The organism is uncultured Gimesia sp., from assembly GCF_937919775.1.
Classification (GTDB): Bacteria; Planctomycetota; Planctomycetia; order Planctomycetales; family Planctomycetaceae; genus Gimesia.
The window spans coordinates 1-26,533 of the sequence record NZ_CALFPF010000015.1 but is presented as its reverse complement, the minus strand read 5'-3'; the positions used below and the strand labels follow the sequence as shown (position 1 = coordinate 26,533).

Sequence of the window (26,533 nt, the reverse complement as noted above, 5' to 3'; positions counted from 1 at the left end):
CCCGCCACAGGGCGCAAATTCCGTGCCGAACAGTATTGGGGCCAGCCGACAGTGGGACGCGGGGGTCGGATTGAAGACTTCTCTGTTGCTGTCTAAGGAAGCGGAATCTCATTCACTGTTGGCGAGCCAGCAGTGCCCCCCGGCCGTTCTTTGTTGGTTCTATTTGGGAGTTCCTGCGATGTCATCTTATGCTGGTCGTGGGTATGTGTCTCTTATCCCTTGTCTAACCCGAACAGTTTGTCGATGCGCTCGCGGGCGAGGAGTTTTTCTCGGACTGTTGAGTTGGGGTTGTTGATGATACTGAGGTAGAAGGCGTAGGATTCGGCGCAGCGCTGATTCAGTTCGGGATTGTTGTCGTGACGTTGCTTTTGTCTCGTGCGGGACTCTTTTTCCTTCAAAAGACAGCGGTAGAATTCGACGGTCCGCGCGAATTTTGAATCGGTCTCGGCTTGTGTCTTGTTTGTTAATTTTTTGAGCAGCCGGGCTTGTTTGAGTTCTCTGACACTCGGAATTTGAAAACGGGGTTGGGACATGAAATCGGTCATGAATCTTTGCCTTTCTTAATCTACTATTTCTTAAAACTGAGGAGGACGCTGTCGACTTGTTCGACAGTGAATTTTATAGTTGAGTCTTTCCGCCTTCTGATCGTTCAACAATGATTTAGTCCAAGCTGGATCAAGTTCACCCCAGGGACGCTCCTGGTTGAAGGAGACTTGAGCTGTTTCGCTTGTGCTTTCTGTGGGTTTCCTGTTCGCTTCGCCCGGGCCGAATTGCATTCGGGCCTGGCCTGTCTGGTTTGTGTTCAATCGTCGTTTCACCCTGTTTTTGCAGGGTTTTCTCACTGTCGGGCAAGCCGACAGTGGCACACAACACTGTTTGTACTTGTTGATTTATCAGCTGAGATCGCTGTTCTTTTTTTGAACTTTGCCTCGCTACTTATTCCTGCTCCTGCGATCTATTCACTTCGGCAGGGTGGCACTGTCGGCTTGTCCGACAGTGAAGGTTTGGTTGAGTCTTCCGGCCCAGATGCCATTCGGGCCTGGGCTGTCTGGTTTACTTTCAATCGTTGTTTCACCCTGTTTTTGTGGGGTTTTCTCACTGTCGGGCCAGGTCGTGTTTCTTAATTCGAATTGTCCTTAGAAATGTGGAGCAACCGGGGCTAACGCCCTTCGGCTAATAAGTTATTCCGGCTGTCAAAGTACCAGAAAACAAAATTAGCCGCACGGCAGGGTGGCACTGTTGGCTTGCCAACAGTGAAGGTTTAGTTGTGCCTTCCGGCCTTCTGATCGTTTATCAATTATCCATCCAAGTTGAACCAACTTTCCCCAGGGGCACTCCTGGTTGAAGGACTCTTGAGCTGTTTCGTTTGTACTCTCTGTGGGTTTCCTGCTCGCTCCGCTCGGCCCGAATTGCATTCGGGCCTGGCCTGTTTCGTTTGTGTTAGATCATCGTTTCACCCTGTTTTCTTGGGGTTTTCTCACTGTCGGGCAAGCCGACAGTGCCACACAACACTGTTTGTACTTGTTGATTTATTCGCTGAGATCGCTGTTTCTTTCCTGCTCATTTCTCCTGCCTGGTGCTGATTCGGGTTGTCTCTGTTTCTTCCTGTCTCTCGTACTGCCTGACTCTGGTTTTTCCTCTCCTCTGTTTTTGCTCTCTTTCTATTTACTGCGCTCTGTTTACTTCGGGATTTTCATCTGCTGGCGTTGGTGGCTATTTCTTATGATATCCTTTTGCTTTTTCTTCGGGGTCGAACATCAGTCTCTGGTAGGTTGCTTCGAGTTCTTCGTCGGACATGTTGCGGATGTCTGCCGGGGACAGGTCGATCTCCATTTCGTTTTTGTGGCGGGTGGCGGAGTCGGCTCCTAACAGTTTGTCGATCCGTTCGCGGGCGCGGAGGCGGTCGCGCTGGGTTGACCTGGGGGACTCGATCACGCTGCGGTAAAAGTAGAACGATTCGGCGCGGTGCTGTGCGATCGAGATATCCAGGCGTTCGATCATTTCGCGGCGGGCGCTCGTAATGTAACGCTCGACCGAACGGCGGCTGAGATGGAATTCCCTGACAATGGCGGTTTTGACTTCGGAAGTATATTTACCCATGCAAAGCAATTTTTTAATCAGTCGTACAATCAGAGCCCGCTGCTCCTTTGACATGCGATGCCTGCGTTTGGGCGTTGTCGCAGCTGGTGACTCAGCCGATGTCGCAGCAGTCAGCGCAGCGGGGGGATCAGGTGCGGGCGTGAGCGCGTTGGCTGGTGTGCTTTCTGGTGTAGTTTCTGGCGTGGTAGCGGGGGCTGTGATGTCTGGGTCTGCGGTCATGATTTTGTCTCCTGTGTTTGTCTGGTGGATGCGGGACTTCATTACGAACACGTTGCATCTTGCAGAAGGGGACGAGGGGGTCAAGCGAAATTCTGTGACCATAACGTGCACTGTGCGGGACTTGTGCGGAACTGCCAGCGGAAGTCCGGCGCCTCTCAGGCGCCAAAGCGTGACGAAACTTGACGAGACATTCGGAACCGGTGCCGACGGTTCAGGAGAAAAGATGCAAAACACAGGGACTTTTATGGTGCGGAAAACAACAGCCTGCGACGTGTTCAGCAGTCAGAAGAATTTCCTACACGCGCGACGCGTATCACGCATCATCCAGATCGCCGCCACGAAGTCAAGCGGTGTTAAAAACCCGATAAACAGGGGAAAAATGACCGACTTCCCACGTCATGAAAAAATCAAGACCGGTTTACGGAGAGACGATCTGCAAGACCCGACTTCAGGCAGCAGAGCGGAATTCGAAAGGTTCATCGTCCTGCTGAATGGGGGGAAACTGCTGACATTCCTGAACGACCTTCGCGACGAACTGCTTCGCGGTCAGGTGCTCTTTCAGATAACTGGCGACTTTGGCGAAACGGGACGTGAAGTAATACGGACGCATGTGATATCGCAGCGGGGTGGCGCCGTTGATGACCTGCATCGTCTGCTGATAATTGTCGGCGTCGATCTCGGGTGCCGTTTTCTCACTGCAGGAAAAGAGCATCTGCAGGTTCGGATCTTCCGGGGAGCCGAACTGCTGTTCGAGCCGGAAGCCGCAACTTTCGGCGAGCATTTTCAGACTCGACGGCGTGAAATTATGAATGTGTGCATAATGAAACATTTTGCTGCGACGCGCGAAGGGGGCCGCGATGTTCGGACACTCGACATAAAACTGTCCTTGATCCGAGAGCATGCCGCGAATGTATTCCAGCGCCCGCCTCGGCGAATTGAAATGTTCGATCACATGGACCAGCAGGACCAGTTCCCGACTGTGATCGCGGGGCTGTTCAAACAGATCGCCGCGGACCACGTCGGTCAGCAGGCGCTGTTGAGAATAGGTCTGAAACCCTTCGCCCGGTTCGATGCCGCTGGCGGGGTGGCCGTTCAATTCGAAGACTTTGACGGTGCAGCCGATGCCCGCGCCGACTTCGAAGACTTCCGCGTTCGGATCGATGACGGGCTGGAGCTGTTTGAAAATGCGTTCTCCGTTTTTCCAGGCACGCATCACGCGTCGATCCGAGGGGGTCATTTCGCCGTGATAACTCTGGCGGTATTCGGTGGCGTAGTAGTGGGCCAGTTCTGCGTCGGTCGGAATGTTTCCGTGGGCGACGAGGCCGCAGGTTTTGCAGATGACGGATTCCAGCGGGGCGCCGTGCCGATCCCGGTTTCCGATGGTTTCAAACTCGGTTCCTGCACACAGATCGCACTGTTTTTCTGCCATTTAATTCACCGTTATTTTAAGCCAGATGCCTATGATAATTCTGCTGCTCCCGACTCGAACAAATCGCTTGGCAGGAGTTGTACGGATCAGAACGGCGTGAACACTAATCGGAGAGGGAAATCAGGTCAAGATGAATCATTCCAAGGCTATTTCTCAGGCGGGTTTAGTGAAATCCCGCGGAGGAGGAAGACTCTTACGGACGGGAGAGTTACGGCTCGGAGAAGATGCGATTCAATGGGGCATGTTGTGTTGTGTTTCCGGGCTGGGGCCTGTAATCTAGTGACCCCCGGTCTGCCAGGAACGCCGGTGAAATTTGAGTTGAATTAAGCCATCAAATCAAAAGTATACAAAGAGTTAGGAAAATTCATGTCTGTGGGTAAAATCAAAAAGCTGCTCGTCGCCAACCGGAGTGAAATTGCGATTCGGATCTTTCGCAGCACTCACGAACTGGGAATCCGCACGGTCGGTATCTATACCCATGAAGACCGCTACGCACTGCATCGGACGAAAGCCGACGAAGCCTATCAGATTGGCAAACCGGGGCACCCGGTGAAATCGTATCTGGATATCGACGCGATTATCACGCTCGCCAAGCAGAAAAAAATTGACGCGATTCACCCGGGTTACGGGTTTCTGTCGGAGAATGCCGACTTCGCGCAGGCCTGCCAGGACGCCGGCATTATCTTCATTGGTCCTCAAGTTGAAACGCTGCGTCAACTGGGGGATAAAATTTCCGCACGGAAGATCGCTGAAAAAGCGGGGGTGCCTGTGCTGGGGGGAAGTGGCGAAGCGATTGTCGACGCCGCCTCTGGTCGCAAAACGGCAAAAGAGATTGGCTTCCCGATCATCCTGAAAGCGGCCCACGGCGGCGGCGGACGCGGGATGCGGGTGGTCAAGACGGAAAAAGAATTCGACGCCGCCTTCGAGCAGGCGCGCAGTGAATCGCAGTCGGCGTTTGGCAGTTCTGATGTGTTTGTCGAAAAATTCATCTCCCGTGCACGTCATATTGAAGTGCAGTTACTCGGAGACAAACATGGCGGCCTGGTACATCTCTACGAACGGGACTGTTCGGTGCAGCGACGCCACCAGAAAGTCGTGGAAATCGCGCCCGCGCCGAACATTGATCCGGCCGTCAGAGACGCGCTGTGTGCGGCGGCGTTAAAAATTGGTCAGATGGTAAAATATGAACTGGCGGGTACGGTGGAATTTCTGCTGGATGCCGACACGAATCAATTTTACTTCATCGAAGTGAATCCGCGGATTCAGGTTGAGCATACGGTGACCGAAGAAGTCACCGGCATCGACATTGTGAAATCACAAATTCTGCTGGCACAGGGGGCGCTGCTGTCCGATCCGGCGATCAGAATTGATTCCCAGGAAAGCGTCAGCACGCACGGGTTTGCACTGCAGTGCCGGGTGACGACGGAAGACCCGACGAACAATTTCATGCCCGACTACGGACGCGTGGTGCATTATCGGTCTGCCAGCGGGATGGGCGTGCGACTGGATGCGGGGACGGCGTTCTCCGGGGCGATGGTGTTCCCGTATTACGATTCACTGCTGGTGAAAGTGACCACCTGGGCGCGGACGTTTCCCGATGCCTGCGCACGGACGGAACGCTGCCTGCAGGAATTTCGAATTCGCGGCGTGAAAACCAATATTCCTTTCGTGTTGAAATTGATTACGCATCCGACCTTCGTGAAAGGGGAATGTACGACCCGCTTCATCGATCAAACACCGGAGCTGTTCAAGTTTCCGAAACGGCATGACCGTGCGACCAAGCTGCTGACTTATCTGGCAGATACGGTGGTCAACGGGAATCCGCTGGTCAAGGACCGGCCTAAAGCCGCACGTCGCAAACCGGCGCCGGTGCCCGCGTTTAACAAAAAACAGATTTCTCCCCCGGACGGCATGCGACAGAAGCTGCAGGAACTCGGAGCGGAAAAATTCGGCAAGTGGATTCTGGATCAAAAAGAACTGCTGCTGACCGACACTTCATTCCGCGATGCGCATCAGTCGTTGTATGCGACCCGGTTCCGTACTCACGACATGCTGCAGATCGCAGAAGCGTATGCTTATAACTGCCCGCAGTTGTTCTCACTGGAGATGTGGGGGGGTGCGACCTTCGATACGTCGATGCGGTTCCTGAAGGAATCGCCGTGGCAGCGGCTGGCTGAGATGCGGAAACGCGTGCCCAACATTCTATTCCAGATGCTGATTCGGGCTTCGAGTGCCGTCGGGTATACGAACTATCCGGACAACGTGGTGCGTGCGTTCGTGAAAGAAGCAGCCGACGCGGGCATTGATGTGTTCCGCGTGTTCGATGCGTTGAACTGGGTGCCGAACATGAAAATCGCGATGGAAGAAGTTCAGAAGAGCGGCGCCATCTGCGAAGCCAGCATCTGTTACACGGGCGATATTCTGGATCCTAAGAAAACGAAGTACGATTTGAAATACTACGTCAACATGGCCAAGGAACTGGAAAACATGGGGGCGCATATTCTCGCGATTAAAGATATGGCGGGGCTCTGCAAACCTTATGCGGCAGAGCTGCTGGTCAAAACGCTGAAACAGGAAATCGGGATTCCGATTCACTTTCATACGCACGACACGGGGGGCGGTCAGGCGGCTTCGATTCTGAAAGCCGCTGAAGTCGGCCTGGATATTGCCGACTGTGCGGTGCCTTCGATGTCGGGGGGCACGTCGCAGCCCAACCTGAATACGATTCTCGAAGCGCAGCGATTCACGGAACATCAATCAACGGTGAATGTGACGCACCTGGATGATATTTCCGAATACTGGCGTGCGGTGCGGAATTTCTATACGGCGTTCGAAAGTCCCACGCTGCCGGCCGGCGCGAATCTTTACGAACATCAGATGCCGGGCGGTCAATATACGAACCTGCTGCAGCAGGCGCAGTCGCTGGGACTGGGTGATCGGTGGTCGGAAGTCTGTCATGTTTACGCGGAAGTGAATCAGTTGCTGGGGGACATCGTCAAAGTCACGCCGACTTCGAAAGCGGTCGGCGACATGGCTTTGTTTCTGGTCGCCAATGAGTTGAGTTGCGATGACGTGGTGAACGGCGACCGTGATCTGGCGTTTCCGGAATCGGTGCTGGATCTGATCAGCGGCCGCATGGGACAGACGCCGGGCGGCTTCCCGGAAAAGGTTCAGAAACGCATTCTGCGCGGCGAAGCGCCGCTCACCGAACGACCGGGAAGCATTCTTCCGCCGGCTGATTTCGAGGACGCTGCGAAAGTTGTTCAGGAGATGATTCATCGGACGCCGACGAGTCAGGAAGTGGTTTCGTATCTGCTGTATCCGAAGGTGTTCGAAGATTTCGCCGCCCATCAGCAAACGTACTTCGACACGAGCGGTTTGCCGACGTTCGCGTTCTTCAACGGACTGGACCCCGAAGAAGAAATCTCCGTCGATATTGCACCGGGGAAAACGTTGATCATCAAGTTTCTGGCGGTCGGAAAACCACAGACCGATGGCTGTCGCACGGTCTTTTTCGAACTTAACGGACAGCCGCGCGAAGTGGTGATTGTGGATAAAGCATTGAAGCCACAAGGTGACGCACGGCTCAAAGCCGACTCTTCCGACCCGAAACAGATTGGCGCGGTGATGCCGGGCGTGATCGTTTCGGTCGCCGTCAAAGTCGGGAGCAAGGTGAAAGCCGGAGATCAAATGCTGATGCTGGAAGCGATGAAGATGCAGACGAGTGTGATTTCGGAACAGGATGGGATCGTGGGGCAGGTGCTGGCAGAAGCGGGTGCCCAGGTGGAATCGGGGGATCTGTTGATTGTGCTGGAGTAACGATTTTCACCGAACACAAAATTGGGTTTACCGACTGGGGAATATTCCCTATGTCAGGCAGAGCGAACGGAGTGTTTTGCTACAGGGAAAAACCTCATGTTTCGCGGTTCAAACAGAGCGAACCGAAGTCGAGTTAGGGGTTACTGTTTGGCTGAAAACCAACCGAAACTCATCCCATTCTACCTATCCGTACCAGCATTGCTCTAATCGCCTTTGATGCCACAAAATCAGGTTTCATTTTGTGTTCCAGCCCGAGAGAGATTTAATACTCTCTTAAAACTTCGCCGATAGATTAGTTAACAGGTAATCTTTACCAACCCTGTTTGAATACAGGTCAACTTCTCAAACAGTACAAAAGAACAGAAGTATTCACTGAAGTTCTTGCAAGTATTCGGAGTACCCGGCGAATGACTGGAGAGCGTCAATCCATTCAACCTCCTCACTTTGTTATCTCAAGCGAGGGAGAAATTCTAGGCGAAGATACGCCAGAGAATCAGGAGTTGGTTCGCCGCGTCGTTGCCTGCGTGAATGCCTGTGAGGGGATTACTACCGATGAGCTTGAGAGCGGCATCATCGACGACATGCGAAAAGTGATTTCTCAGGCTGCTCCCCTGCTTCAGGAACGCAGCCAGATGACGGAGCTGCTGCAGAGAGAAATTCGTGCTGAACTCAATTCACGAAAAAAGAAGCGCTAGTTCACCGTTGTGACAGCCAGCGATCCATTTATTTTCTTCTGATATAACCGCTGATACGAACCTTAATCTTTCCCGTTGACTTATGTCCGGCCGGTAGATTTAAACCGATCATCAAGATGCCGTCATCTTTAGGTACGTATTCCGTTTTCTCGCCGATGTTGAACGGTTTGCTCAGTTGGGGTTTTCCTTTTTCCTGGGAAATCAAAACCCCCATTACGGCCCCGACAGGAATCCCGCCGACCAGATCTTTCATCGGCGTTTTATCATCCAGGCCTGTGACGCTGACCTTGAGATCTGTAATCATGTCGTACGTTCCGGTCGACTGAATACGAACCATTTTCCCTTTTGCCACATAACCGGCAGGACTGCTCCAGTTGCGGGAAGCGTCGATTTCGAAATCGGATTCATTGGACGTCAACAGTTTTTCATTCAACTGTTTGATCATGGCATCTACGCCGGGTACATCTTTTTTGATGTTGAGTATCTGCTCCAGCATCTCGCGCGATTTCTCGTAGTCTCCCGCATCCGAATACTTCCTGGCGATTTCTGCAGACTGTTTGATAAATAAATCGCGAAGATTTTCGGCCTGAACATTGAGCTGCTTCACGTTTGTTTTTTTGGATGCGGTTTGAGCGAATGCAGGCGGAGCCATCATGGAAAAAGCAATCAGGCTCCCCAGAGTCAGAGCTTGAATCCCCCAGCGATTTTTTGTTTTGAGCACGATATTTTACCCCCCGTTCACTCGAAATATTTTTTCATCTCAATTCATTATGATCGATGTATGACAGTATTCGCAATGAGATTTTCATCTTCAGGCTCACTTGCAGAAAAATCAGACACATCATTTAACCGGGCGGCCAATGCATCGAACGGCCCCCCAGCAAATGCAGGTGCAAATGATCCACCGTCTGGCCTCCTTCGGTACCCGTATTCACAATCATACGATAGCCGTTTTCCAGGCCCAGCATTGTCGCCAGTTTTCCGACAGTGAGAATCAAATGCCCGGCAAGTTCCTGGTCTGCAAATTCCAGATGCGCCATCGAAGGAATTTCCTGTTTGGGTATTACCAGCACATGCACGGGCGCCTGCGGATTCACATCCTTGAACGCGAGACACAATTCGTCTTCATAAATAATCTCAGCCGGAATTTCACGATCGATAATTTTCTTGAATATGGTTTTCCCACCTGACATTTAACCTACATCCTTTCCAGTTCATTCGACGCTTTTTTGAATTTCACAAAGAAAACCAGCAAAAGATGGCCTTGACTGAGCCGGCGGGTTGTGAAAAATCACAATCTCAGATCAAGACAATCTACTTGTTTCGATTATAACGAATGCCCGTTTAAATCACATCAGAAATCAACGCTTCGTTTTCGCAGGAATGATTTACAAATGAAAATGGTCGAACAAGTCATCATTAATCATCGGGCGAGAACAGCAGCGCAGACCGTCTGGTGCGAATTTGATTATTCGCGTAGAAAAACTACTCAAAAAGTTGCTTATACACCCCATAACCGCCGGCGAGTAACAGTCCGAGAAAAGAAAGGAACAACAGCAGATCCCAGATTTTGCCCGGTGTCAGACGCGCATCGATTTTCGTATAACGCAGATAGATAGCTGCGACCCCCAGCATGGGCAGCATGATGGCCTGCATCGTGCCTGCAATTAAAACGAGCCTGACCGGATTGGCGCCTGTCAGAAAAACCCCCAGGCAAAGCAATGGTAAAATCAGCGACATCATCTTCACCCAGTTTTGAACCGCATTTGGTTTGCGGTCGTCGACCACTCCAAAAAAACGTAACCCATCCGAGAAAATGCGTGCATTTGCCGCATTGGCAACCAGAAATGTGGAATAGAGAACCGCGATCGCTCCGACCAGAAAGAGCCACTTGGCGTAGGCCCCGAACACAGGGACATACGCTTCTGCCAGCGTGCTCACCATCCGCATGCCATCCGGGTCCAGACCTTCCTTATGCAGGACGGCAACGCCCATCAGATAAAAAGCGAGGGTCGCAAATGTGTAAATACACATCGAAGCAAACGCGTCGATTTTCATCACCCGCATCCAACCTCTGGCCCGCATGGCCCAGCTATCATCAGCCGAATGAGGTCCGGTAAAACGGGCATATCCTTTTTCCAGACACCAGTAAGGGTAAGCAATCAGCTCTGTCGCCCCGACACCAATGATCCCGAATGCAGCCAGCGCCGTCAGCAGCGGCGTCATGCCATCGGAGGCTGCAGGAACGCCAAAGGAGAGCCCCTGGATAATCTCTTCTGTTGAAATACTCCAGACATCGGACGTCTGCAGAGAAATGACATTGCCAATCGTGATGAATGTAAACGAAACGACTAAAATCGTAGATAAATGCTCAATCAGATTATAGCGGCCGTAAAACAATAAGAAGGAGGTTAAGATGGCGATCACGCCGGCCCAGATTTTATCGTCCCAGGTCTGGGGCTCAAGCAGGGAGATTCCGTTTGCATCAACCAGTTTTTCGTCGTCATGAATTTTTTGCAGAATAAGCTGGCCTTGTTCCTGCAGCCGTTCAATCCGTTCTTTGATTTTGACATGACCGCGCAGATAACGTTCGCGTTCGGCGGGTGTCAAAGCAGATAGTGTTTTCTGTTCGCCTAGTAATTCTTCTTCCACTTCCAGGTATTTTACAAACTCTTTTTCCGAAGGAACCTGAATCGCTTTGAGGTAATCTCCTTTGATCGGCAATGTCAGCGCCATTGCCTGGCCGACTCCCCCGACGATGCCTCCCAGTTGGCCGATCGTACAGATACTCATAATCAGCCAGAACCAGAGGATCCAGTTTGGGGCCAGTTTATTGGAATCGCGCGAGAAACCCAGGCGCGGGCCGGGCACGTGATTCAAGGCAGCCAGAGTCGTTTCGCCGCAGGTCAGGGAATAACGTCCCAGTTCAATCTGCACGAAGACTTTGATCACACAGCCGACAATAATTAGCCATAACAGAGCAATACCGGCCTGTGCCCCGGTTTTTGTAGTGGCGATCAATTCGCCGGACCCGACAATGCTGCCTGCAATGATCAACCCGGGCCCCAGACGTTTCATGATTCCCCACCAGTCGGTAGGGGCATTCAACGTTTCTTCTTTCACGGGACTCAGGGAGGGATCGAGCGCGTTACTCTCCTGTTGAGATTCCATCGTACTCCTGCTTCACCTTAGATTTCGACAGATGGGTTGATGTCGAAACACTGCTCAGAGCCGAAAGAATTCAAACGGTATGAACTCTCATCGCAATTACTGAAGTTGTTTTTCTGCAACTTCAATCGCTTTGAGCAACCCCTTTGCCTTGTTTAATGTTTCATAATATTCCGTTTCCGGAACACTGTCTGCAACGATCCCGGCGCCGGCCTGGACATAGGCCGTAGACCCCTGCATTACCAGTGTTCGAAGTGCAATACACGTATCCATATTCCCGGTAAAATCGAGATAGCCGACAGCGCCCGCGTAAGGTCCCCGCCGGTGTGGTTCAAATTCGTCAATGATTTCCATCGCCCGCACTTTGGGAGCACCGGAAACGGTTCCCGCAGGCAGTCCTGCTCTGAGCGCATCGAGGGCAGAGCGATCCTCTGTCAACTTGCCTGTCACATTCGATGTAATATGCATGACATGGCTGTAACGTTCCACGACCATTACATCAGACAGTTCAACCGAGCCGAATTCACAGACGCGGCCCACATCATTTCTGGCCAGATCAATCAGCATGACATGCTCGGCCCGCTCTTTGGGATCGGCCAGTAGCTCCTCTGCCAGACGTTTGTCTTCTGTTTCGGTTTTGCCCCGTTTTCGTGTGCCTGCCAGAGGACGAACGGTTGTAAGCCGGTCTTCCACGCGCACCATGATTTCGGGCGAACTGCCTACCAGATCGACTTCGGGCGTTTTTAGCAGAAACATAAAGGGGCTGGGATTGACCACTCGCAAACTGCGGTAAATGTCAAGCGGCGTCGCTGAGGTTTCCAGCTTGAGTCGCTGACTCAAAACCACCTGGAAGATGTCTCCGGCAACAATGTATTCCTTGCAGGCTTCGACGGCCGCTTCGAATTTCGGTTGGGTAAAATTCGACGTCCAATTCAAGTCGGGTTCGGCATGGGTGTCTACATTGATGTCGGCCATCTTCAATACGGCAGCATTGCCGGTTTGCAACCGCTGGCAGGTTTCATCAATTCGCCGACACGCTGCCTGATAGGCGGCTGCTAAATCACTCTCATCTAAATCCGGTTCGATGTGCGCGTGCGCAACCACCAGGACCGTTTTATTAATCTGATCGAAGACGACCATATGGTCGTACAATGCAAAGGAAAGATCGGGGAGGTGACGATCATTTTCCGGAGCATTGGGTAAATTTTCGGAATAACGGACCACATCGTAACCCGCATATCCGACCGCGCCGCCGCAAAAACGAGGGAGTGAAGGCAGCTCTGCCGCCCGGAACTGCCCGAGGATGGCTTCCAGTTCCCGCAGGGGATCGTCAACCGTTCGCTCCTCTGTCTGTCCTCGCTGCTGGATCACCATCCGCTTTTCATAAGCGTCAACTGTCAGAAACGGATTTGCTCCCAGAAAACTGTAGCGGCTGATCTGTTCGCCGCCGACGACACTCTCGAATAAAAAGGAATACGGGCCTTTATCCAGCAACTGATAAGCACTGACGGGAGTCAATGTATCCCCCGTCAACTGGCGATAAACGGGGACCAGGTTCGACTGACCAGAAAGCGTTTTAAAAGTTTCAAAATCTGGAACGTATTTCATGGATTATCTTATTTGAACTGTCTATGGATGAACAAGCATCCCGGTTTCTCAAATCCGTGGCGTGGACTCTCTTATGAACATTTCCCATCTCTGAGACAAGCTGCGGGCAGGCTCAGTTCTCAAAAATCTCCAAAATGTCCATTTCTCACCCTCTATTTAATTCCAGGTTTCCGACGATTAAGATTTTGATTCTCGTGCGAGGAATGGAATTACTGCCGCTGATTGCATAAAATGAAAAAGTAAAGTCAATCTTACAAAGCTTTCAATGAGTTCGAAGTGCATGAGGCTTTGCTTTACCTGACTGAATGATTATGGTATTCGTTCCATGAGTTTACACCGATTAGGAATGAATGTCACGCGAGAGACAATGCCTGTGAGAGACCAGATTTCCAGCTAATCGATCTTGAATATCGTTTCGTTTTACTAAAGGAGAATCAGGGTGAATTTGGACGCGTTCACTCGCACAAGTGGTGAATGGCTGAGAGGAATCGGTCCGGATTCGGATATTGTCATGTCCAGCCGGATTCGACTGGCCAGAAACCTCGCACAGTTCCCCTTTATCAGTCGTTGCACCGAATCGACACTGGGTGAGATTGAGCAGCTGATGCGCCCGATTATCACGTCACTTCCCATGAGCGTCAAACTCTCGTATCTGGACGTCAACAAATTAGGCAGCCTGGATCGGCAGTTCATCGTGGAACGCCAGCTCATCAGCCGCGAACACTCCGAACGATCTGGTCCTCGTGGCGTGGGCCTGGATACCGAGGAAAATATCGGCATCATGGTCAATGAGGAAGATCATCTCAGGTTGCAGGTACTCCGCAGCGGATTTTCTCTTAATGAATGCTGGGAAACCATCAACCAGATCGATGACCTGCTGGAGCAGGAAGTCACTTACGCTTTCAGTGAAGAGTTTGGTTATCTGACGGCCTGCCCCACGAATGTGGGCACCGGAATACGGGTCAGCGTCATGCTGCACCTGCCGGCACTGGTGATTACGAAAGAAATTCAGAAAGTGTTTCAGGCACTCCAGAAAATCAATCTGGCAGTACGCGGCCTGTACGGGGAAGGAAGTCAGGCAATGGGCGACTTCTACCAGATTTCCAATCAGGTCACTTTAGGGCAGACGGAACAGCAGTTGATCGACAGTATCAAGGAAGTCGTTCCCAATATCATCTCGTATGAACGACGCGTCAGAAATTCATTAATCAAAGAGAACCGCCAGGGACTGCACGATCAGGTTTCGCGAGCGTACGGAATCTTAAGCACCGCGCAAACCATCAGCTCAGAGGAAACCATGCACCTGCTCTCCAGCGTGCGGATGGGAGTTAACCTGGGGCTGATTGAAGGTCTGCCGATCTCGACGGTCAATGAGATGTTCATCTTCACCCAACCCGCGCACCTGCAGAAATTAAGGGGGGGGGAACTGGAATCCAGCGAACGGAACGCGGCCCGCGCGAATTACCTCCGCCAGCGAATCAGCGACGCCAGCAACGCCAATTAGTCGTCACTGCTTGCTGTCGCCTCGGCAACATCTTCCGACGACGAACACTTCCGCCCTATAATGTCCCCTCGATTTTTGGTTAAGATTATCAAGAAACAGATAGGCGGCGTCTTTGGAAATATGGCACGCCCCAAACAGGAATTTCACTCAATGCTCGACACGGGAGGGGACCTGGTGTTAAGATGAAACATACATTCAGGATTCACTCAAATGGGTCATTCTGAATTGAGTGACCAAAGCAATCCGGTTCACTCAACACGCCACAACCCTCACGAATTTCGACAACGTTTCCCCTATTAAAACAGCAACTCGTCCATTCAACCGGGATAGCACCATGCGAAAATTTGTCTGCGTTCTACTTACCCTCTTCGCATTTACCACTGGCACGATAAACGCCCAGGAATTCCAGAACCTCTTTAACGGAAAAGACCTGAGCGACTGGGCCGGAAAAGAAGGTTTCTGGACCGTCCAGGATGGTACCATCGTCGGCGAAACTACGCAGGAAAAACCTGCAAAACCCAATACCTTCCTCGTCTGGCAAGGCGGAGAGGTAGGCGACTTTGAATTCAAAGCCACCGTCCGCTTTACAGGCAACAATTCCGGCGTTCAATATCGCAGTGAGCTGGTCGATCCCGAAAATTTCGCGTTGAAAGGTTACCAGGCCGATCTCCACCCGAAACCAGAATATTTCGGCATGATGTATGGCGAGCGAACCGGTCGCGGGATTATCGCAGAACGTTTCCAACGTGTCGAAGCGGGTGCCGAGGGGAAACCGAAAGTCGTTGCGGAAATTGGCGATAAAAATCAAAAACTCGTCGATTGGGATTGGAACGAAATCCGCATCGTTGCCGTCGGAAACCGCATGGTCCATCAGATCAACGGAGTCAATACGATTGATCTGACCGATAACCATCCCGAAGCATTTTCGAAAGGTGTTCTGGGACTGCAACTTCACGCTGGTCCGCCAATGAGGGTCGAGTTCAAAAATCTGCAGTATCGTCCGTTGGCCGGTGACGAAGCGGCTGCGGCGCTCAAAGCGGCCGTCGAGAACACCAAAAAAGCGACCCCATCCAAAAAAACTGCGGCGGCCTCCAAGTCGAAAAAGGCGAATCAGTTTGACTGGGTTTCAGAACAACCGACACCGGTCTGGGTCTGGCGTACCGACAAGCCGACTGCAAATGACCCGATCTACCTCCGCCAGAAATTTGAAGTCCCGGACGCGATCAAAGCGGCGCGACTCTATTTCACCTGTGATAACGGCGCGACGGTCTGGATCAATGGAAAAGATGCAGGCACGGCGACCGACTGGGGCAACCCGATTATGCTGAGCGATGCCAAAAAGTTCGTCCAAACCGGGACAAACCAGATTGCGGTTCAGGCAAAGAATAACGGCGGCGTTGCGGCGTTTGTATTGAAACTGGAAATCGAAACCGCTGATGGCAAAAAGCAGCAGATCATTTCCTCTCCCGACTGGAAACTTACCGATGCCGAAACCAAAGACTGGCAGCTCGCCAGCTTCGACGACTCCGCCTGGAACCTGAAGCTCAAAAAAATGGGTAACTTCGGCAGCGGTCCCTGGGGCAAACCCGGCATCACCACACGCAGCGGAGTCGATCTGGAGGGACTCACTGAGACGATCACGATCGCCAAAGGTTTCAAAGTGGAGCTGCTCTACGAAGTGCCCATTAACGAAGAAGGAAGTTGGGTTTCGCTGACGACTGACGGCAAAGGACGCTTGTTAGCCAGCGATCAAGGCGACAAAGGCCTCTATCGCATCACTGTGACTGAAGGCACGGATGAACCGCAGGTCGGAGTGGAAAAAATGCAGATTAATCTCTCCGGCGCCCAGGGAATGACCTGGCACAACGACGCACTCTACTTTCACAAAAGTGGCGGGAACCTTTTCAAAGTCACCGATACCAACGGCGATGATCAGTTAGATTTAGCCGAAGTGCTGCCCAGCGAACGCAGCGGCGGCGAGCATGGCAACCACGCCGTGATCGTGGCGGAGGATGGAAAGCATCTCTATGTCATCGGCGGAAATCATGCTGAATTACCACCCAAAGACAGTATTGTTCGCTCGCATGTTCCCACCTGGGATGAAGACCTTCTTTTACCGCGCGAATGGGATGCGAACGGTCATGCCCGCGGCCGCCTCGCACCGGGGGGCTGGATTTCGAAATTCTCCCCGGAAACAAAACAACATGAAATTATCTCAACCGGTTACCGCAACCAGTATGACATTGCCCTCAATCGTTTCGGCGATCTCTTCACATACGATGCCGATATGGAATGGGACCTCGGAACACCCTGGTATCGCCCCACGAGAATTAACTGTGCCGTCAGCGGTTCTGATTACGGGTGGCGCAGCGGTTCCGGCAAATGGCCCGAATACTTTGAAGACAGCCTGCCAGCAGTAGTCAATATTGGCCCCGGTTGTCCGACCGGTGTGATCAGCGGCCAAGGCGCCAAGTTTCCTACTAAATATCAGGATGCGATTTTCGCCCTCGACTGGACCTTCGGCACGATTTATGCCATTCACCTCACTCCGGACGGAGCCGGTTACCGTGGCGAACAGGAAGCATTCTGCTATGGCTCACCCCTGCCCTTGACTGACGCGATTATCGGAAACGATGGTGCGATGTACTTCACTATTGGCGGTCGTGGCACCCAGTCGGCACTGTTCCGGATCACTTACGTCGGTGAAGAATCGACCAAACCCGTGACAGGCGAAATCGCCGGGACGGAAGCACGAAAACTTCGTCGCAGTCTCGAAGCATTTCACGGCAGGCAGGACCCCGCCGCAGTGGATGCCGCCTGGCCTCATCTTTCCAGTTCAGACCGCTGGTTACGCCACGCAGCACGCGTCGCGATTGAATCCCAGCCCGTTGATCAATGGGCGAAGAAAGTCTTTTCCGAGAAGAACCCGCAGGCCCGTATTTCCGGTGCCGTCGCTCTGGCACGCATGGGGAATGAATCCCATCGTGATGCCCAGATCGCGGCACTGCTCGAACTGAACCCCGCTGAGTTAAACGAAGCTCAGTTCCTCGGTCTCTTGCGTGCCTACGCCCTGACCTTTATTCGTCTCGGTAAACCAACAGCCGTGCAGCGCGAGCAGATCATCGCCGCCCTCGACCCTTATTTGCCCAACAAGAGCAAGAATATCAACACTGAACTGGTTCGTGTTTTAGTTTATCTTGAAGCACCGAATGTCATTTCGAAAGCCATCGATCTCATCGCTCACCGCGGGGAGCCGGAAGTTCCCGACTGGACCGAGCTCGCCAGTCGCAATAAAAATTACGGAAGTCGCGTGCTTGAGATGCTCGCGAACCATCCGCCGACGCACGAAATCAACTATGCTTTCATGCTTCGCAACTTGCGCAAAGGCTGGACGATGGACCAGCGCCGCGCCTACATCGAATTCATCAACTCTGCCGCGAAATATCCCGGCGGCAACAGCTATGGCAAGTTTCTCAGCAACCTGCGCGATGAGGTTCTCGGTTACCTGAGCAACGCCGATCGCGCTGCACTGGCTGACATCAGCGGTGAGAATTTCAATCCCGTGCCCAATTTCGAAATTACCGCACCTCAGGGGCCTGGCCGAACCTGGACTATTGGAGATGCGAGCAGACATACTGCTGGTAACGAGCTGCGTGCGGCGAGCTTTGAGAGCGGTCGCAATCTGTTCCACGCCATGCGCTGTGCCGCGTGTCACCGATTTGACGGTCTCGGCGGCGACGTGGGTCCGGACCTGACCACGGTGAAGAATAAGTTCGATGCCCGATACATACTCGAATCCATCATCGAGCCGAGTAAGGTCATTTCGGATCAATACCAGTCATCGATGGTAGTGACTGATGACGGACGCACTCTGACGGGACTTGTCTCGAAAGACGGAGATAAAATAATCGTCTATCCGGCAGATGCAAAAGCCAAGCCGATCATGCTCTCTGCTGAGCAGGTGGAAGAAATCCTGCCCTCCCCAGTCTCGCAAATGCCACAATCGATGCTGAACGCGCTCAACGGCGACGAAGTGCGAGATTTGATGGCGTACCTGCTGTCCGGCGGCGATCCGAAATCGCGAATTTACCAAAAGTGAACGAGGAAGTAACTCACTCGCAGAAGCAGGTTGCAGCGCGATTGTAAGGTATCTTGACCTTACAATCGCCCACTGCGGAATACACCATAAATCAGCCAGATTCCCAACAGACTCGACATCATAAAAATCGGAATGCTGATATAAACCAGCCGGGTATCAGAGGAAAGTGTAATCGCTGAGGCCAGGATCAAAGCGGACATCACCATTCCGATGGCCAGTCGATTTCCCGAACGGTCCATCTCGGTCGTCAGATGATCGATGCCTTTATGCTCCAGATGAATCCTGAGCTCATCGTCGCTTAATTTCCCCAAGGTACGGCCAATCTGTTCGGGTAGATCGTGCATGACTTTTGACAGGTTACAGGCTTCTGACCAGAATCGAGTGGCGATGGCGCGAGGATGATATCGTTCAGAGGAAATCTTATAAATATAAGGCTCCATTTCCTGCGCAATATTCAATTCAGGAGCAATGCGGGTCGCAACCCCTTCCAGTGTAATCAGAGCGCGAATCAGCAGCATGATATCGACCGGACAACGGATACGGTGGATTGCCAGAATATTGATAAAATCCGTCAGCATCTTTCCGACGCTGATCTGATCCAGCGGAATGCCGTAATAATTCCCGATAAAATCACGCAGATCGGCACGCAACAATTGATGATCAACGGCTCGTTTCGCTTTGCCAATATTTAAAACCACCTCAACCAGCTTGGCCGTATCTTTTCTCGCCACATTCAGCAGTAAGTCGACCAGCAAATCACGGCGTTCTTCTTCCAGGACTCCGATCATGCCGTAATCGATCAGACATAATGAACCATCGGGCAGAACACGAAAATTTCCCGGATGGGGATCGGCATGAAAGATGCCAAATTCAAATGTCATTTTCATAAAAATGCGAGCGCCATTCGCGGCAACTTCATGTGCGCTGATGGGCAGATTTTTTAATTGTTCTTCGTCATCAATCCGATAACCGTCGATATACTCCATCGTAATGATATCGCCTTGCGTCATCTCCCAGTAAATTTTGGGAACATATAATGTCGCATCATCCTGAAACAGGCGGTAAAACTCATCGGTCGAACGCGCCTCTCTCATAAACTCCAGTTCCCGCCGGATCGTGCGGGAAAACTGATTGACCAGACCAATGGGATCGAAGATTTCTGCGTCCGGAAAATGGCGTTCGATCATCGTGGCCAGTTCGTACATCAGACTTAAATCCTGTTCGATCACCCGATCGATATCAGGACGTTTCACCTTGACTACCAGTTGTGTACCGTCATGGAGACGGGCACGGTGTACCTGTGCTAACGAACCTGCCGCTAATGGCTTTTGATCAAATTCCGCAAACAGAGTATCAATCGAATCCCCTAATTCCCGTTCTATGATCGCGATTGCGATGCTACTCGGAAATGACGGAACGTGTTCCTGAAGTTTTGACAACTCCCGAATGACATCCCGGGGTACGAGATCAGGACGCGTACTCACAACCTGACCAAACTTGATAAATGTGACTCCCAGGCTTTCCAATGCAAGCCGGATGCGTTTGGCACGGGTTAATTTGATTTCAGGTTCGGTACGTTTCCAGAACAGCAGCCGGCGTCCCCAGCGAAGATACCGCCTGAGGCCCAGCTGATCAACCAGATCATCGAAACCATAATTTACAAGAACGGTCACGATCTCGCGGCTTCTTCGTAGATTTCTCAATAACCGTAGTGGGTTAGAATCCAATGTGTTCTCCTGCAAAGAAAGCGATCTCACGAAATTCCTCTTGAGTCAGCGCCATCTAACATTCAGTTCGGTTTTACTTTTTATCTTATCAGACTATAACAGACGTTCCTATGCAGCAAAGCCCCGATCCTATTAAAATGGGATTCGGAGAAATCTTGTCACATTTACCGGGTGCGCGGAGACGGAAATATGCGTTTTCTGAAATACATCCTGCTCTTGATGCTCTGCACTGCATCAATCTGTCATGCGGGCGACTGGACTCAAATCCTGGGCCCTTATCGTAATGGTCATGCCGAAGGCGAATCGCTTGACATGGCATGGCCCGAAACCGGCCCCGCCATCAAGTGGCAGCGCGAAGTCGGCAATGGTTATGCAGGTCTGGCTGTATTCAAGGATACAGCGATTCTATTTCATCGAATCGGAGACCAGGAAATTGTAGAAGCCCTGCAGGCCCCAACAGGGGAAGTCCTCTGGAAGCAGACTTCACCAGTTAATTATCGAGGCTCGTTTAACCCCAATGATGGCCCGATCGCTGTGCCTTTGATTTATAAGGACCGCGTTTATACATTTGGCATCGCCGGTCATTTACAGTGCCTCGATCTTAAGACCGGCAAACAAATCTGGTCGCGTGATACACACAAGGATTTTCAGGTTGGCGAAGGTTATTTTGGCGTCGGCAGCACTCCGATTATTGTGGAAGACAGGTTACTGGTAAACGTGGGTGGAAAACGCCAAAATGCCGGTATCGTTGCGTTCTCTCTCAATGAGGGATTCACACTCTGGCAGGCAATGCAGGATGACGCCAGCTACTCCTCTCCCACTTCCGCATTTTTACACGGACGATATTATGCCATTTTCATCACCCGTCAGTATCTGGCAGGCCTTGATCCACAGAATGGTAACATCCTGTTTCAATTCCCTTTCGGCAAACGAGGGCCGACCGTCAATGGTGCGAACCCGGTGCTGGTCGGGAATTATGTGTTCGCCACAGCCAGTTATGGAGTCGGCGGATTCTGGGGCAACATTGAACGGGCGCATGCCAATGAAATCTGGCGTGATGACAAAATCATGTCCAGCCAGTATACAACGCCGATTGAATACGGAGGAACTTTAATTGGTATCGACGGTCGTCAGGATGTCGGCAAGTCGCGGTTGCTCTGCTTTGATCCTAAAACCAAAAAAATCAACTGGACCCAGGACAACTTTGGTTATGCCACCTTGCTTGAAGCCGACAACAAACTGATTCTCATGAAAACCGATGGCACGCTGGTTCTGGCAGAAGCATCTCTGGAAGCATATAAAGAACTCGGCCGCGCTCAAGTCCTGAATTCGACCACCCGGGCCCTGCCGGCACTGTCCAACGGACTTCTCTTCGTCAGAGATGAAAAAACTCTGAAATGCCTGCAACTGAAAACGGAAATACCCGCTCCAGAAACAACACCTGAGAAAGCCACCTCGAAGTAAGGATTGAACTGAAGATGTCAACCAGCCGCCGTTCCCACAGCGAAAAAGAGTTTCAACGAGCCCTGAAAGTAATCCCCGGAGGAGTAAACAGTCCTGCGCGGGCATTTGGTGCAGTGGGAGGCCATCCCGTGATCATTGACCGCGGCGAAGGGCAATATCTCTACGACATTGACGGTAACAGATACATCGATTACGTCGGTTCCTGGGGACCTCACATTCTGGGTCATCGCCACCCACGTGTGATGGCCAGCATCGAAGAAGCCCTCAAGAAGGGAACGAGTTTTGGCGCTCCCACTTTGCTGGAGACCGAACTGGCCGAACTCGTAGCAGATCTGGTACCCTGCGTTGAAAAAATCCGGATGGTCAATTCAGGGACCGAAGCCGGCATGAGCGTCATTCGCCTGGCGCGTGGATTTACCGGACGGGATAAAATCATCAAGTTTGCCGGCTGTTATCACGGCCACGTTGACAGCCTGCTGGTTCAGGCCGGAAGCGGGGCACTGACATTGGGAACGCCTTCCAGTCCCGGTATTCCCAAGGGCTGCACTGCTGATACGATCGTGCTTGAGTACAACGACGTCGATCAGATCAAGGATACGTTTGCGAAACTCGGCGATCAAATTGCCTGTGTCATTCTCGAACCCGTGGTGGGGAATATGGGCGTAGTCCTTCCGGAACCGGGTTTTCTGGAAACCATCCGCGAACTTTGCACACAACACGGCACTGTTTTCATCATGGACGAAGTCATGACCGGTTTCCGTGTCGCTTTGGGAGGCGCGCAACTACGATTTGGCGTCACTCCCGATCTCTGCATGCTCGGAAAAGTAATCGGGGGCGGCATGCCTGTTGGCGCTTATGGCGGTAAGTCGGAAATCATGGATACAATTTCGCCGGTCGGCACCGTTTATCAGGCGGGAACGCTCTCGGGAAACCCCATCGCGATGGCCTCGGGAATTGCGACGCTGGAATGTTTAAGAGAAACCAACCCCTATCCGCAACTGGAAGCGAAAACGCAACGATTGACCCAGGGACTCATCTCAGCCGCAACAAAAGCCGGACTCCCCCACACACTGGCGGAATGTGGTTCGATGTTTACGCTGTTTTTCAATCCGGAAAAAGTCACCAGCTACGCGATCTCGGCACGAAATGACACCGAGCGATTTGCACGTTATTTTCAAGGCATGCTGGACCGGGGCATTTATCTTCCCTGCAGTCAGTTTGAAGCCAACTTTACTTCCACCATGCTTACCGAAGAGGATATCGTCCACACCATTCAGGCCGCTGAAGAAGTCCTGCAGGAGATAACCTGACCGAACTCAAACCTCTAGCTGAGCTGGTACTCCGGGCTCAGGGCGTGAAGTCCGTGTTTTCATCGATGTCCAGACAAAACGCAGCCAGCAACTGGGCGGCGTGATCCAGATCTTCCAATGAAACGACCTCCACGGGACTATGCATGTACCGATTGGGAATCGCCACGATGCCAGTCGCCATGCCCCCCTGATTCAATTGCATTGCGTTGGCATCATTGCCGGCAGGCCGGGAGATACTGTTAATCTGGCAGGCAATTTCACTTTCATTGGCTAATCGTGTTAATGACGAAAACACAACAGGATTCACGTTAGGACCTCGATACACGACAGGACCGTGCCCCAATTTGATGTCGCCATGCTCTTTCTTGCTGACAGTGGGGCAATCGGTGGCGTGTGTGACATCCACGGCGATTCCCACCTCGGGATGAATGGAGAACGCACTGGTTTGCGCGCCGCGCAGCCCGATTTCCTCCTGCACGGTGGAAACGGAAAAGACTCCGACATGCGGCGATTTTTCACTGACCTGACGTAGCGCTTCCATGACGACCCAGACTCCGACCCGGTTATCCATCCCGGGGGCAGACGCCAGTTGGTTCAACATCGGCCGAAATCCCAGCTCAAAGGTAATCGGATCACCAATCGCAACCTTCGCGCGGGCTTCTTCTCCGTTTTTGGCGCCGATATCGATCCAGAGATCTTTAATTTCCGGAACGGTTTTTCTTTCTTCAGGAGTCAACAGGTGAATCGCTTTGCGGGCAACCACACCATGTACGGGGCCGTCAGCAGTATGCACCTGCATGTTCTGCCCCAGCAACATCTGAATGTCCCAACCGCCAATCAGGTTTGCCCAGAGATAACCAGAATCATCGATGTACTGCACGAGAAGACCAATCTGGTCACAATGCCCCGCGAGCATCACCCGCCGTTTCGCACCCGGATTGACGGCTGCAATTACATTCCCGTGCAGGTCCGTTTTGATTTCATCGGCAAATTCGCCGACATATTCACGAACGACCTCTTGTATAGGACGTTCGTACCCTGAAGGTGCTGGAGAATGAAGCAGTTTTTTAAGAAAATCCAGCGATTGGGCGTCCATGTTTTTCGTCCTCTGACAGATTGAGGGGTTTAACTTATTATACAAAAATACCGATCGCAGTTCGAAAACCGCGGGTCTCTAAAGCAGAGTGTAAGTGGCTTAATTTTAGTAACTTATGATTTTATTACAATCCGCATTCAAAGTGGTTTTAACTTCGATTTTTTTGAAAAGGGGGCCAGATGCTTTAATAAAGTCAAATTTGTACAAAAGAGGCACTCCCCCGCGAAATCCTTAAGCTAAGCTTTCAATGCAATTAGAGTACATACCCTGACATTGTTTCCGCCTCAAACACCGCTCTCGGACGGAAGTCGAAGCGATGTTTGTTTTTGAATCTGGATGAACCGAGTTTTGTAAGCGAAGAGAGGTTGTCCTGTCTTTGAACTGAAATATCGAGGACCAAATGACTGACTGGACGAAATTACGAAAAAAACTGATTGGTGAAGGAAAACAAAGCCCACTTCCTTCTCAAATCAAGCTGCCCATGCTGCCGAAAGCCGTCATGGAGTTTTCGCAAAAGGCAGAAGATCCGAATTCGACGCCTAAAGAACTCAGCAAAATCATCGAAAACGATGCCGGCATTTCGTGTGAATTATTACGCATGGTCAATTCCAGCGCTTTTGCGCTGCGACGCAAAGTTTCTTCGATTCAACAAACCATCACCCTGCTGGGGATTCGCTCTACAAAACTTTTTTTAGTCACGACTGGTCTGAAACAGGCCATGTCGAGTAACGAATCAAAGTTGATCAATCTTCCCAACTTCTGGAGCACGAATCTGGAACGTGCCTTGACAGCACGCGAAGTCGCCCGACTGATGAAAGTAGATCCTGATGTGGCATTCTCAGCAGCCATGCTGCAGGATTTTCTATTGCCTGTCTTATCGAAAGAATTATTCGATCTTTATCTGCAATTCACCATTAACCAGGATAGCGACCCCTGCCTGTTAAAAGATTACGAACGCAGGCATTTCAGCTGGGATCATTGTGCCGCTGCCGCGAATGTAATGCTGGACTGGTCGTTTCCCGATGATCTGATCTGTTCCGTCTACCTGCACCACGAAGGACTGAAACTGCTCACAGACTCCGAATTGGGTAAGACGCCCGCTGCAGCCGTTGCAGTCGCTTCCCTGATTCCGGACCCGCTGCGGCAGGATCCCAACGGGTTAAATCAACTGCTGGCATTACATGAAGCCTGGCCGGAATTCAATCTATTTGAAATTGCAGAACAGATTGACAGCGAGCTTCGAGAAGAATCGACGGCGGCCAGAAACTATCTCTCACTGAAAAACCGTCTTGAAAAACACGCAGCGCTGATTGCCAGCGAATAGATTGAGCCAATCTATTTTTAGAAGAGAAATCAGGTCGACGCATCGACCTTCCGCTCATTTCTTCATGAAGCGGTTGTGGAATAATCACTCGATTGTTTCAGACTTTTCTCCCACTTTTCTTTTTCAGCTCTGACCTGCTCTTCAGATGGTTTTTCATGCTCCACCAGATGATCGCTCTTCAATAAATAGCGTCCGTCTTCGGTATGCAGACAGAACTGTTTGAACCAGAGCATGCTGGCAACATTGGGTTGCGGACTGTAAAGCGTCACGCCGATCCCTTTTTCATAGAGATCGTAGAGCATCCCGAAAAAGCCGCTGGGAATGTATTTTACCGAAGTCAATTCCACGCCGATCGATTGACACTTTTCTTTATCCACCAGGCGGGTCAGAGTTTCACGCAGCAGGGCCAGATCGGCTCCATCCCAAATTTCCATCGTTCCGAAATCCAGGACGGTTACTCCCTCACGCACGTAAACACTCATTCGATCGCGTTTTGAAGCCATGCCGTCGTTCTCTCTTTCTGCTTGTTGACCATCAAAGCTGTTAAACAGTGAACTGTTAAGAAGATTGAATAGACGCAAACAGCGGGCCATTTTTGTCCAGAATCATTTACTTCTCATTTACAATGCCGATAAGCTACTGTCAGATTGAGACTTAAGAAATCCTGTCTCTTCTAAAATTCATTTTCTCTTAACAGGGGCTGTTGTGTTTTTTCTACATCAGGGCAACGCCCGGTGTAAAAAAGCATCACGATAGGTTCTGCTGCTAAACATTCAGCAAAGTCTGATCATTTTCTGCTGCTATGTCTGACACTCTCTACGAAAAGCAACAGGTAAACGTTGGATTTTGGCAACAACAGACATGATGGGGACGTGACGTTTCAGAGTCAAAAACCTAACAGTCGTCAGATTGGTGACTGTACAGACAAGAAAACCTCAAGCATGAGGGGACTGGAATCAACAGCTGGAAAT

The 26,533-nt window shown here is 51.5% G+C and carries 18 protein-coding genes; 8 read left to right on the top strand and 10 right to left on the bottom strand.

The window, feature by feature from the left end:
• Window positions 1-212: 212 nt before the first annotated feature.
• The 3 genes from Q0294_RS00415 to Q0294_RS00405 form a co-directional block, all read right to left on the bottom strand.
• A complete protein-coding gene (locus Q0294_RS00415) occupies window positions 213-545 on the bottom strand; it encodes a hypothetical protein (RefSeq protein WP_299459489.1) in 333 nt (110 codons plus the stop codon).
• 1,168 nt (window positions 546-1,713) lie between these two features.
• The gene (locus Q0294_RS00410) at window positions 1,714-2,319 is read right to left on the bottom strand and encodes a hypothetical protein (RefSeq protein ID WP_299459487.1); all 606 of its coding nucleotides are present in this window, start codon (window positions 2,317-2,319) and stop codon (window positions 1,714-1,716) included.
• Between the two features lie 448 nt (window positions 2,320-2,767).
• Window positions 2,768-3,748 (bottom strand): class I SAM-dependent methyltransferase, encoded by a 981-nt coding sequence (locus tag Q0294_RS00405; protein WP_299459485.1) that lies wholly within the window; start codon window positions 3,746-3,748, stop codon window positions 2,768-2,770.
• A 130-nt stretch (window positions 3,749-3,878) separates the two neighbouring features.
• On the opposite strand from Q0294_RS00405, the gene Q0294_RS00400 reads away from it, so the two are divergent.
• From Q0294_RS00400 to Q0294_RS00390, 3 genes are all read left to right on the top strand, one after another.
• On the top strand, window positions 3,879-4,028 hold the full coding sequence (locus tag Q0294_RS00400) for a hypothetical protein (protein WP_299459482.1): 150 nt from the start codon (window positions 3,879-3,881) through the stop codon (window positions 4,026-4,028).
• Window positions 4,029-4,114: 86 nt separating this feature from the next.
• Window positions 4,115-7,567: a pyruvate carboxylase gene (locus Q0294_RS00395; RefSeq protein WP_299459479.1), complete on the top strand. Its 3,453-nt coding sequence runs from the start codon at window positions 4,115-4,117 to the stop codon at window positions 7,565-7,567.
• A 407-nt stretch (window positions 7,568-7,974) separates the two neighbouring features.
• The gene (locus tag Q0294_RS00390; RefSeq protein ID WP_299459476.1) at window positions 7,975-8,262 is read left to right on the top strand and encodes a hypothetical protein; all 288 of its coding nucleotides are present in this window, start codon (window positions 7,975-7,977) and stop codon (window positions 8,260-8,262) included.
• Between the two features lie 28 nt (window positions 8,263-8,290).
• Here Q0294_RS00390 and Q0294_RS00385 read toward each other — a convergent pair whose 3' ends face one another.
• The 4 genes from Q0294_RS00385 to trpE all read right to left on the bottom strand — a co-directional run bounded on the left by Q0294_RS00385 (window position 8,291) and on the right by trpE (window position 13,038).
• Window positions 8,291-8,983, bottom strand: coding sequence for a hypothetical protein (locus Q0294_RS00385; protein WP_299459473.1), 693 nt, complete (start codon window positions 8,981-8,983; stop codon window positions 8,291-8,293).
• 124 nt (window positions 8,984-9,107) lie between these two features.
• Window positions 9,108-9,455: a histidine triad nucleotide-binding protein gene (locus tag Q0294_RS00380; protein ID WP_299459471.1), complete on the bottom strand. Its 348-nt coding sequence runs from the start codon at window positions 9,453-9,455 to the stop codon at window positions 9,108-9,110.
• A gap of 292 nt (window positions 9,456-9,747) precedes the next feature.
• The gene (locus tag Q0294_RS00375; protein ID WP_299459469.1) at window positions 9,748-11,433 is read right to left on the bottom strand and encodes an Nramp family divalent metal transporter; all 1,686 of its coding nucleotides are present in this window, start codon (window positions 11,431-11,433) and stop codon (window positions 9,748-9,750) included.
• A 96-nt stretch (window positions 11,434-11,529) separates the two neighbouring features.
• On the bottom strand, window positions 11,530-13,038 hold the full coding sequence (gene trpE / locus Q0294_RS00370) for an anthranilate synthase component I (RefSeq protein WP_299459467.1): 1,509 nt from the start codon (window positions 13,036-13,038) through the stop codon (window positions 11,530-11,532).
• Between the two features lie 439 nt (window positions 13,039-13,477).
• On the opposite strand from trpE, the gene Q0294_RS00365 reads away from it, so the two are divergent.
• A complete protein-coding gene (locus Q0294_RS00365) occupies window positions 13,478-14,542 on the top strand; it encodes a protein arginine kinase (RefSeq protein ID WP_299459465.1) in 1,065 nt (354 codons plus the stop codon).
• Between the two features lie 334 nt (window positions 14,543-14,876).
• Complete coding sequence (locus Q0294_RS00360; protein ID WP_299459463.1) at window positions 14,877-18,641, top strand: family 16 glycoside hydrolase; 3,765 nt, start codon at window positions 14,877-14,879, stop codon at window positions 18,639-18,641.
• A gap of 59 nt (window positions 18,642-18,700) precedes the next feature.
• Here the strand turns inward: Q0294_RS00360 and Q0294_RS00355 are convergent, their stop codons facing one another.
• Window positions 18,701-20,314 (bottom strand): AarF/ABC1/UbiB kinase family protein, encoded by a 1,614-nt coding sequence (locus tag Q0294_RS00355; protein ID WP_299459461.1) that lies wholly within the window; start codon window positions 20,312-20,314, stop codon window positions 18,701-18,703.
• Between the two features lie 243 nt (window positions 20,315-20,557).
• On the opposite strand from Q0294_RS00355, the gene Q0294_RS00350 reads away from it, so the two are divergent.
• Window positions 20,558-21,832 (top strand): PQQ-binding-like beta-propeller repeat protein, encoded by a 1,275-nt coding sequence (locus Q0294_RS00350; protein ID WP_299459458.1) that lies wholly within the window; start codon window positions 20,558-20,560, stop codon window positions 21,830-21,832.
• A 14-nt stretch (window positions 21,833-21,846) separates the two neighbouring features.
• The gene (hemL, locus tag Q0294_RS00345) at window positions 21,847-23,142 is read left to right on the top strand and encodes a glutamate-1-semialdehyde 2,1-aminomutase (RefSeq protein WP_299459456.1); all 1,296 of its coding nucleotides are present in this window, start codon (window positions 21,847-21,849) and stop codon (window positions 23,140-23,142) included.
• A 37-nt stretch (window positions 23,143-23,179) separates the two neighbouring features.
• On the opposite strand, the gene Q0294_RS00340 is transcribed toward hemL, so the two are convergent.
• Window positions 23,180-24,238 (bottom strand): M42 family metallopeptidase, encoded by a 1,059-nt coding sequence (locus Q0294_RS00340; RefSeq protein WP_299459454.1) that lies wholly within the window; start codon window positions 24,236-24,238, stop codon window positions 23,180-23,182.
• A 400-nt stretch (window positions 24,239-24,638) separates the two neighbouring features.
• Here Q0294_RS00340 and Q0294_RS00335 point away from each other — a divergent pair, with 400 nt between their 5' ends.
• Window positions 24,639-25,562, top strand: coding sequence for an HDOD domain-containing protein (locus Q0294_RS00335; protein ID WP_299459453.1), 924 nt, complete (start codon window positions 24,639-24,641; stop codon window positions 25,560-25,562).
• Window positions 25,563-25,624: 62 nt separating this feature from the next.
• Here the strand turns inward: Q0294_RS00335 and Q0294_RS00330 are convergent, their stop codons facing one another.
• Window positions 25,625-26,065 carry a hypothetical protein gene (locus Q0294_RS00330; protein WP_299459451.1) on the bottom strand — a complete coding sequence of 147 codons (441 nt, stop codon included), beginning with the start codon at window positions 26,063-26,065 and terminating at the stop codon, window positions 25,625-25,627.
• Between the last annotated feature and the right edge of the window lie 468 nt (window positions 26,066-26,533).

What these genes read in the sequence shown, in the direction of transcription:
- Q0294_RS00415 (WP_299459489.1), bottom strand. Translation starts at nt 545, where the DNA reads ATGACCGATTTCATGTCCCAACCCCGTTTTCAAATTCCGAGTGTCAGA.
- Q0294_RS00410 (WP_299459487.1), bottom strand. Translation starts at nt 2,319, where the DNA reads ATGACCGCAGACCCAGACATCACAGCCCCCGCTACCACGCCAGAAACT.
- Q0294_RS00405 (WP_299459485.1), bottom strand. Translation starts at nt 3,748, where the DNA reads ATGGCAGAAAAACAGTGCGATCTGTGTGCAGGAACCGAGTTTGAAACC.
- Q0294_RS00400 (WP_299459482.1), top strand. Translation starts at nt 3,879, where the DNA reads ATGAATCATTCCAAGGCTATTTCTCAGGCGGGTTTAGTGAAATCCCGC.
- Q0294_RS00395 (WP_299459479.1), top strand. Translation starts at nt 4,115, where the DNA reads ATGTCTGTGGGTAAAATCAAAAAGCTGCTCGTCGCCAACCGGAGTGAA.
- Q0294_RS00390 (WP_299459476.1), top strand. Translation starts at nt 7,975, where the DNA reads ATGACTGGAGAGCGTCAATCCATTCAACCTCCTCACTTTGTTATCTCA.
- Q0294_RS00380 (WP_299459471.1), bottom strand. Translation starts at nt 9,455, where the DNA reads ATGTCAGGTGGGAAAACCATATTCAAGAAAATTATCGATCGTGAAATT.
- Q0294_RS00375 (WP_299459469.1), bottom strand. Translation starts at nt 11,433, where the DNA reads ATGGAATCTCAACAGGAGAGTAACGCGCTCGATCCCTCCCTGAGTCCC.
- trpE (WP_299459467.1), bottom strand. Translation starts at nt 13,038, where the DNA reads ATGAAATACGTTCCAGATTTTGAAACTTTTAAAACGCTTTCTGGTCAG.
- Q0294_RS00360 (WP_299459463.1), top strand. Translation starts at nt 14,877, where the DNA reads ATGCGAAAATTTGTCTGCGTTCTACTTACCCTCTTCGCATTTACCACT.
- Q0294_RS00350 (WP_299459458.1), top strand. Translation starts at nt 20,558, where the DNA reads ATGCGTTTTCTGAAATACATCCTGCTCTTGATGCTCTGCACTGCATCA.
- hemL (WP_299459456.1), top strand. Translation starts at nt 21,847, where the DNA reads ATGTCAACCAGCCGCCGTTCCCACAGCGAAAAAGAGTTTCAACGAGCC.
- Q0294_RS00340 (WP_299459454.1), bottom strand. Translation starts at nt 24,238, where the DNA reads ATGGACGCCCAATCGCTGGATTTTCTTAAAAAACTGCTTCATTCTCCA.
- Q0294_RS00335 (WP_299459453.1), top strand. Translation starts at nt 24,639, where the DNA reads ATGACTGACTGGACGAAATTACGAAAAAAACTGATTGGTGAAGGAAAA.
- Q0294_RS00330 (WP_299459451.1), bottom strand. Translation starts at nt 26,065, where the DNA reads ATGGCTTCAAAACGCGATCGAATGAGTGTTTACGTGCGTGAGGGAGTA.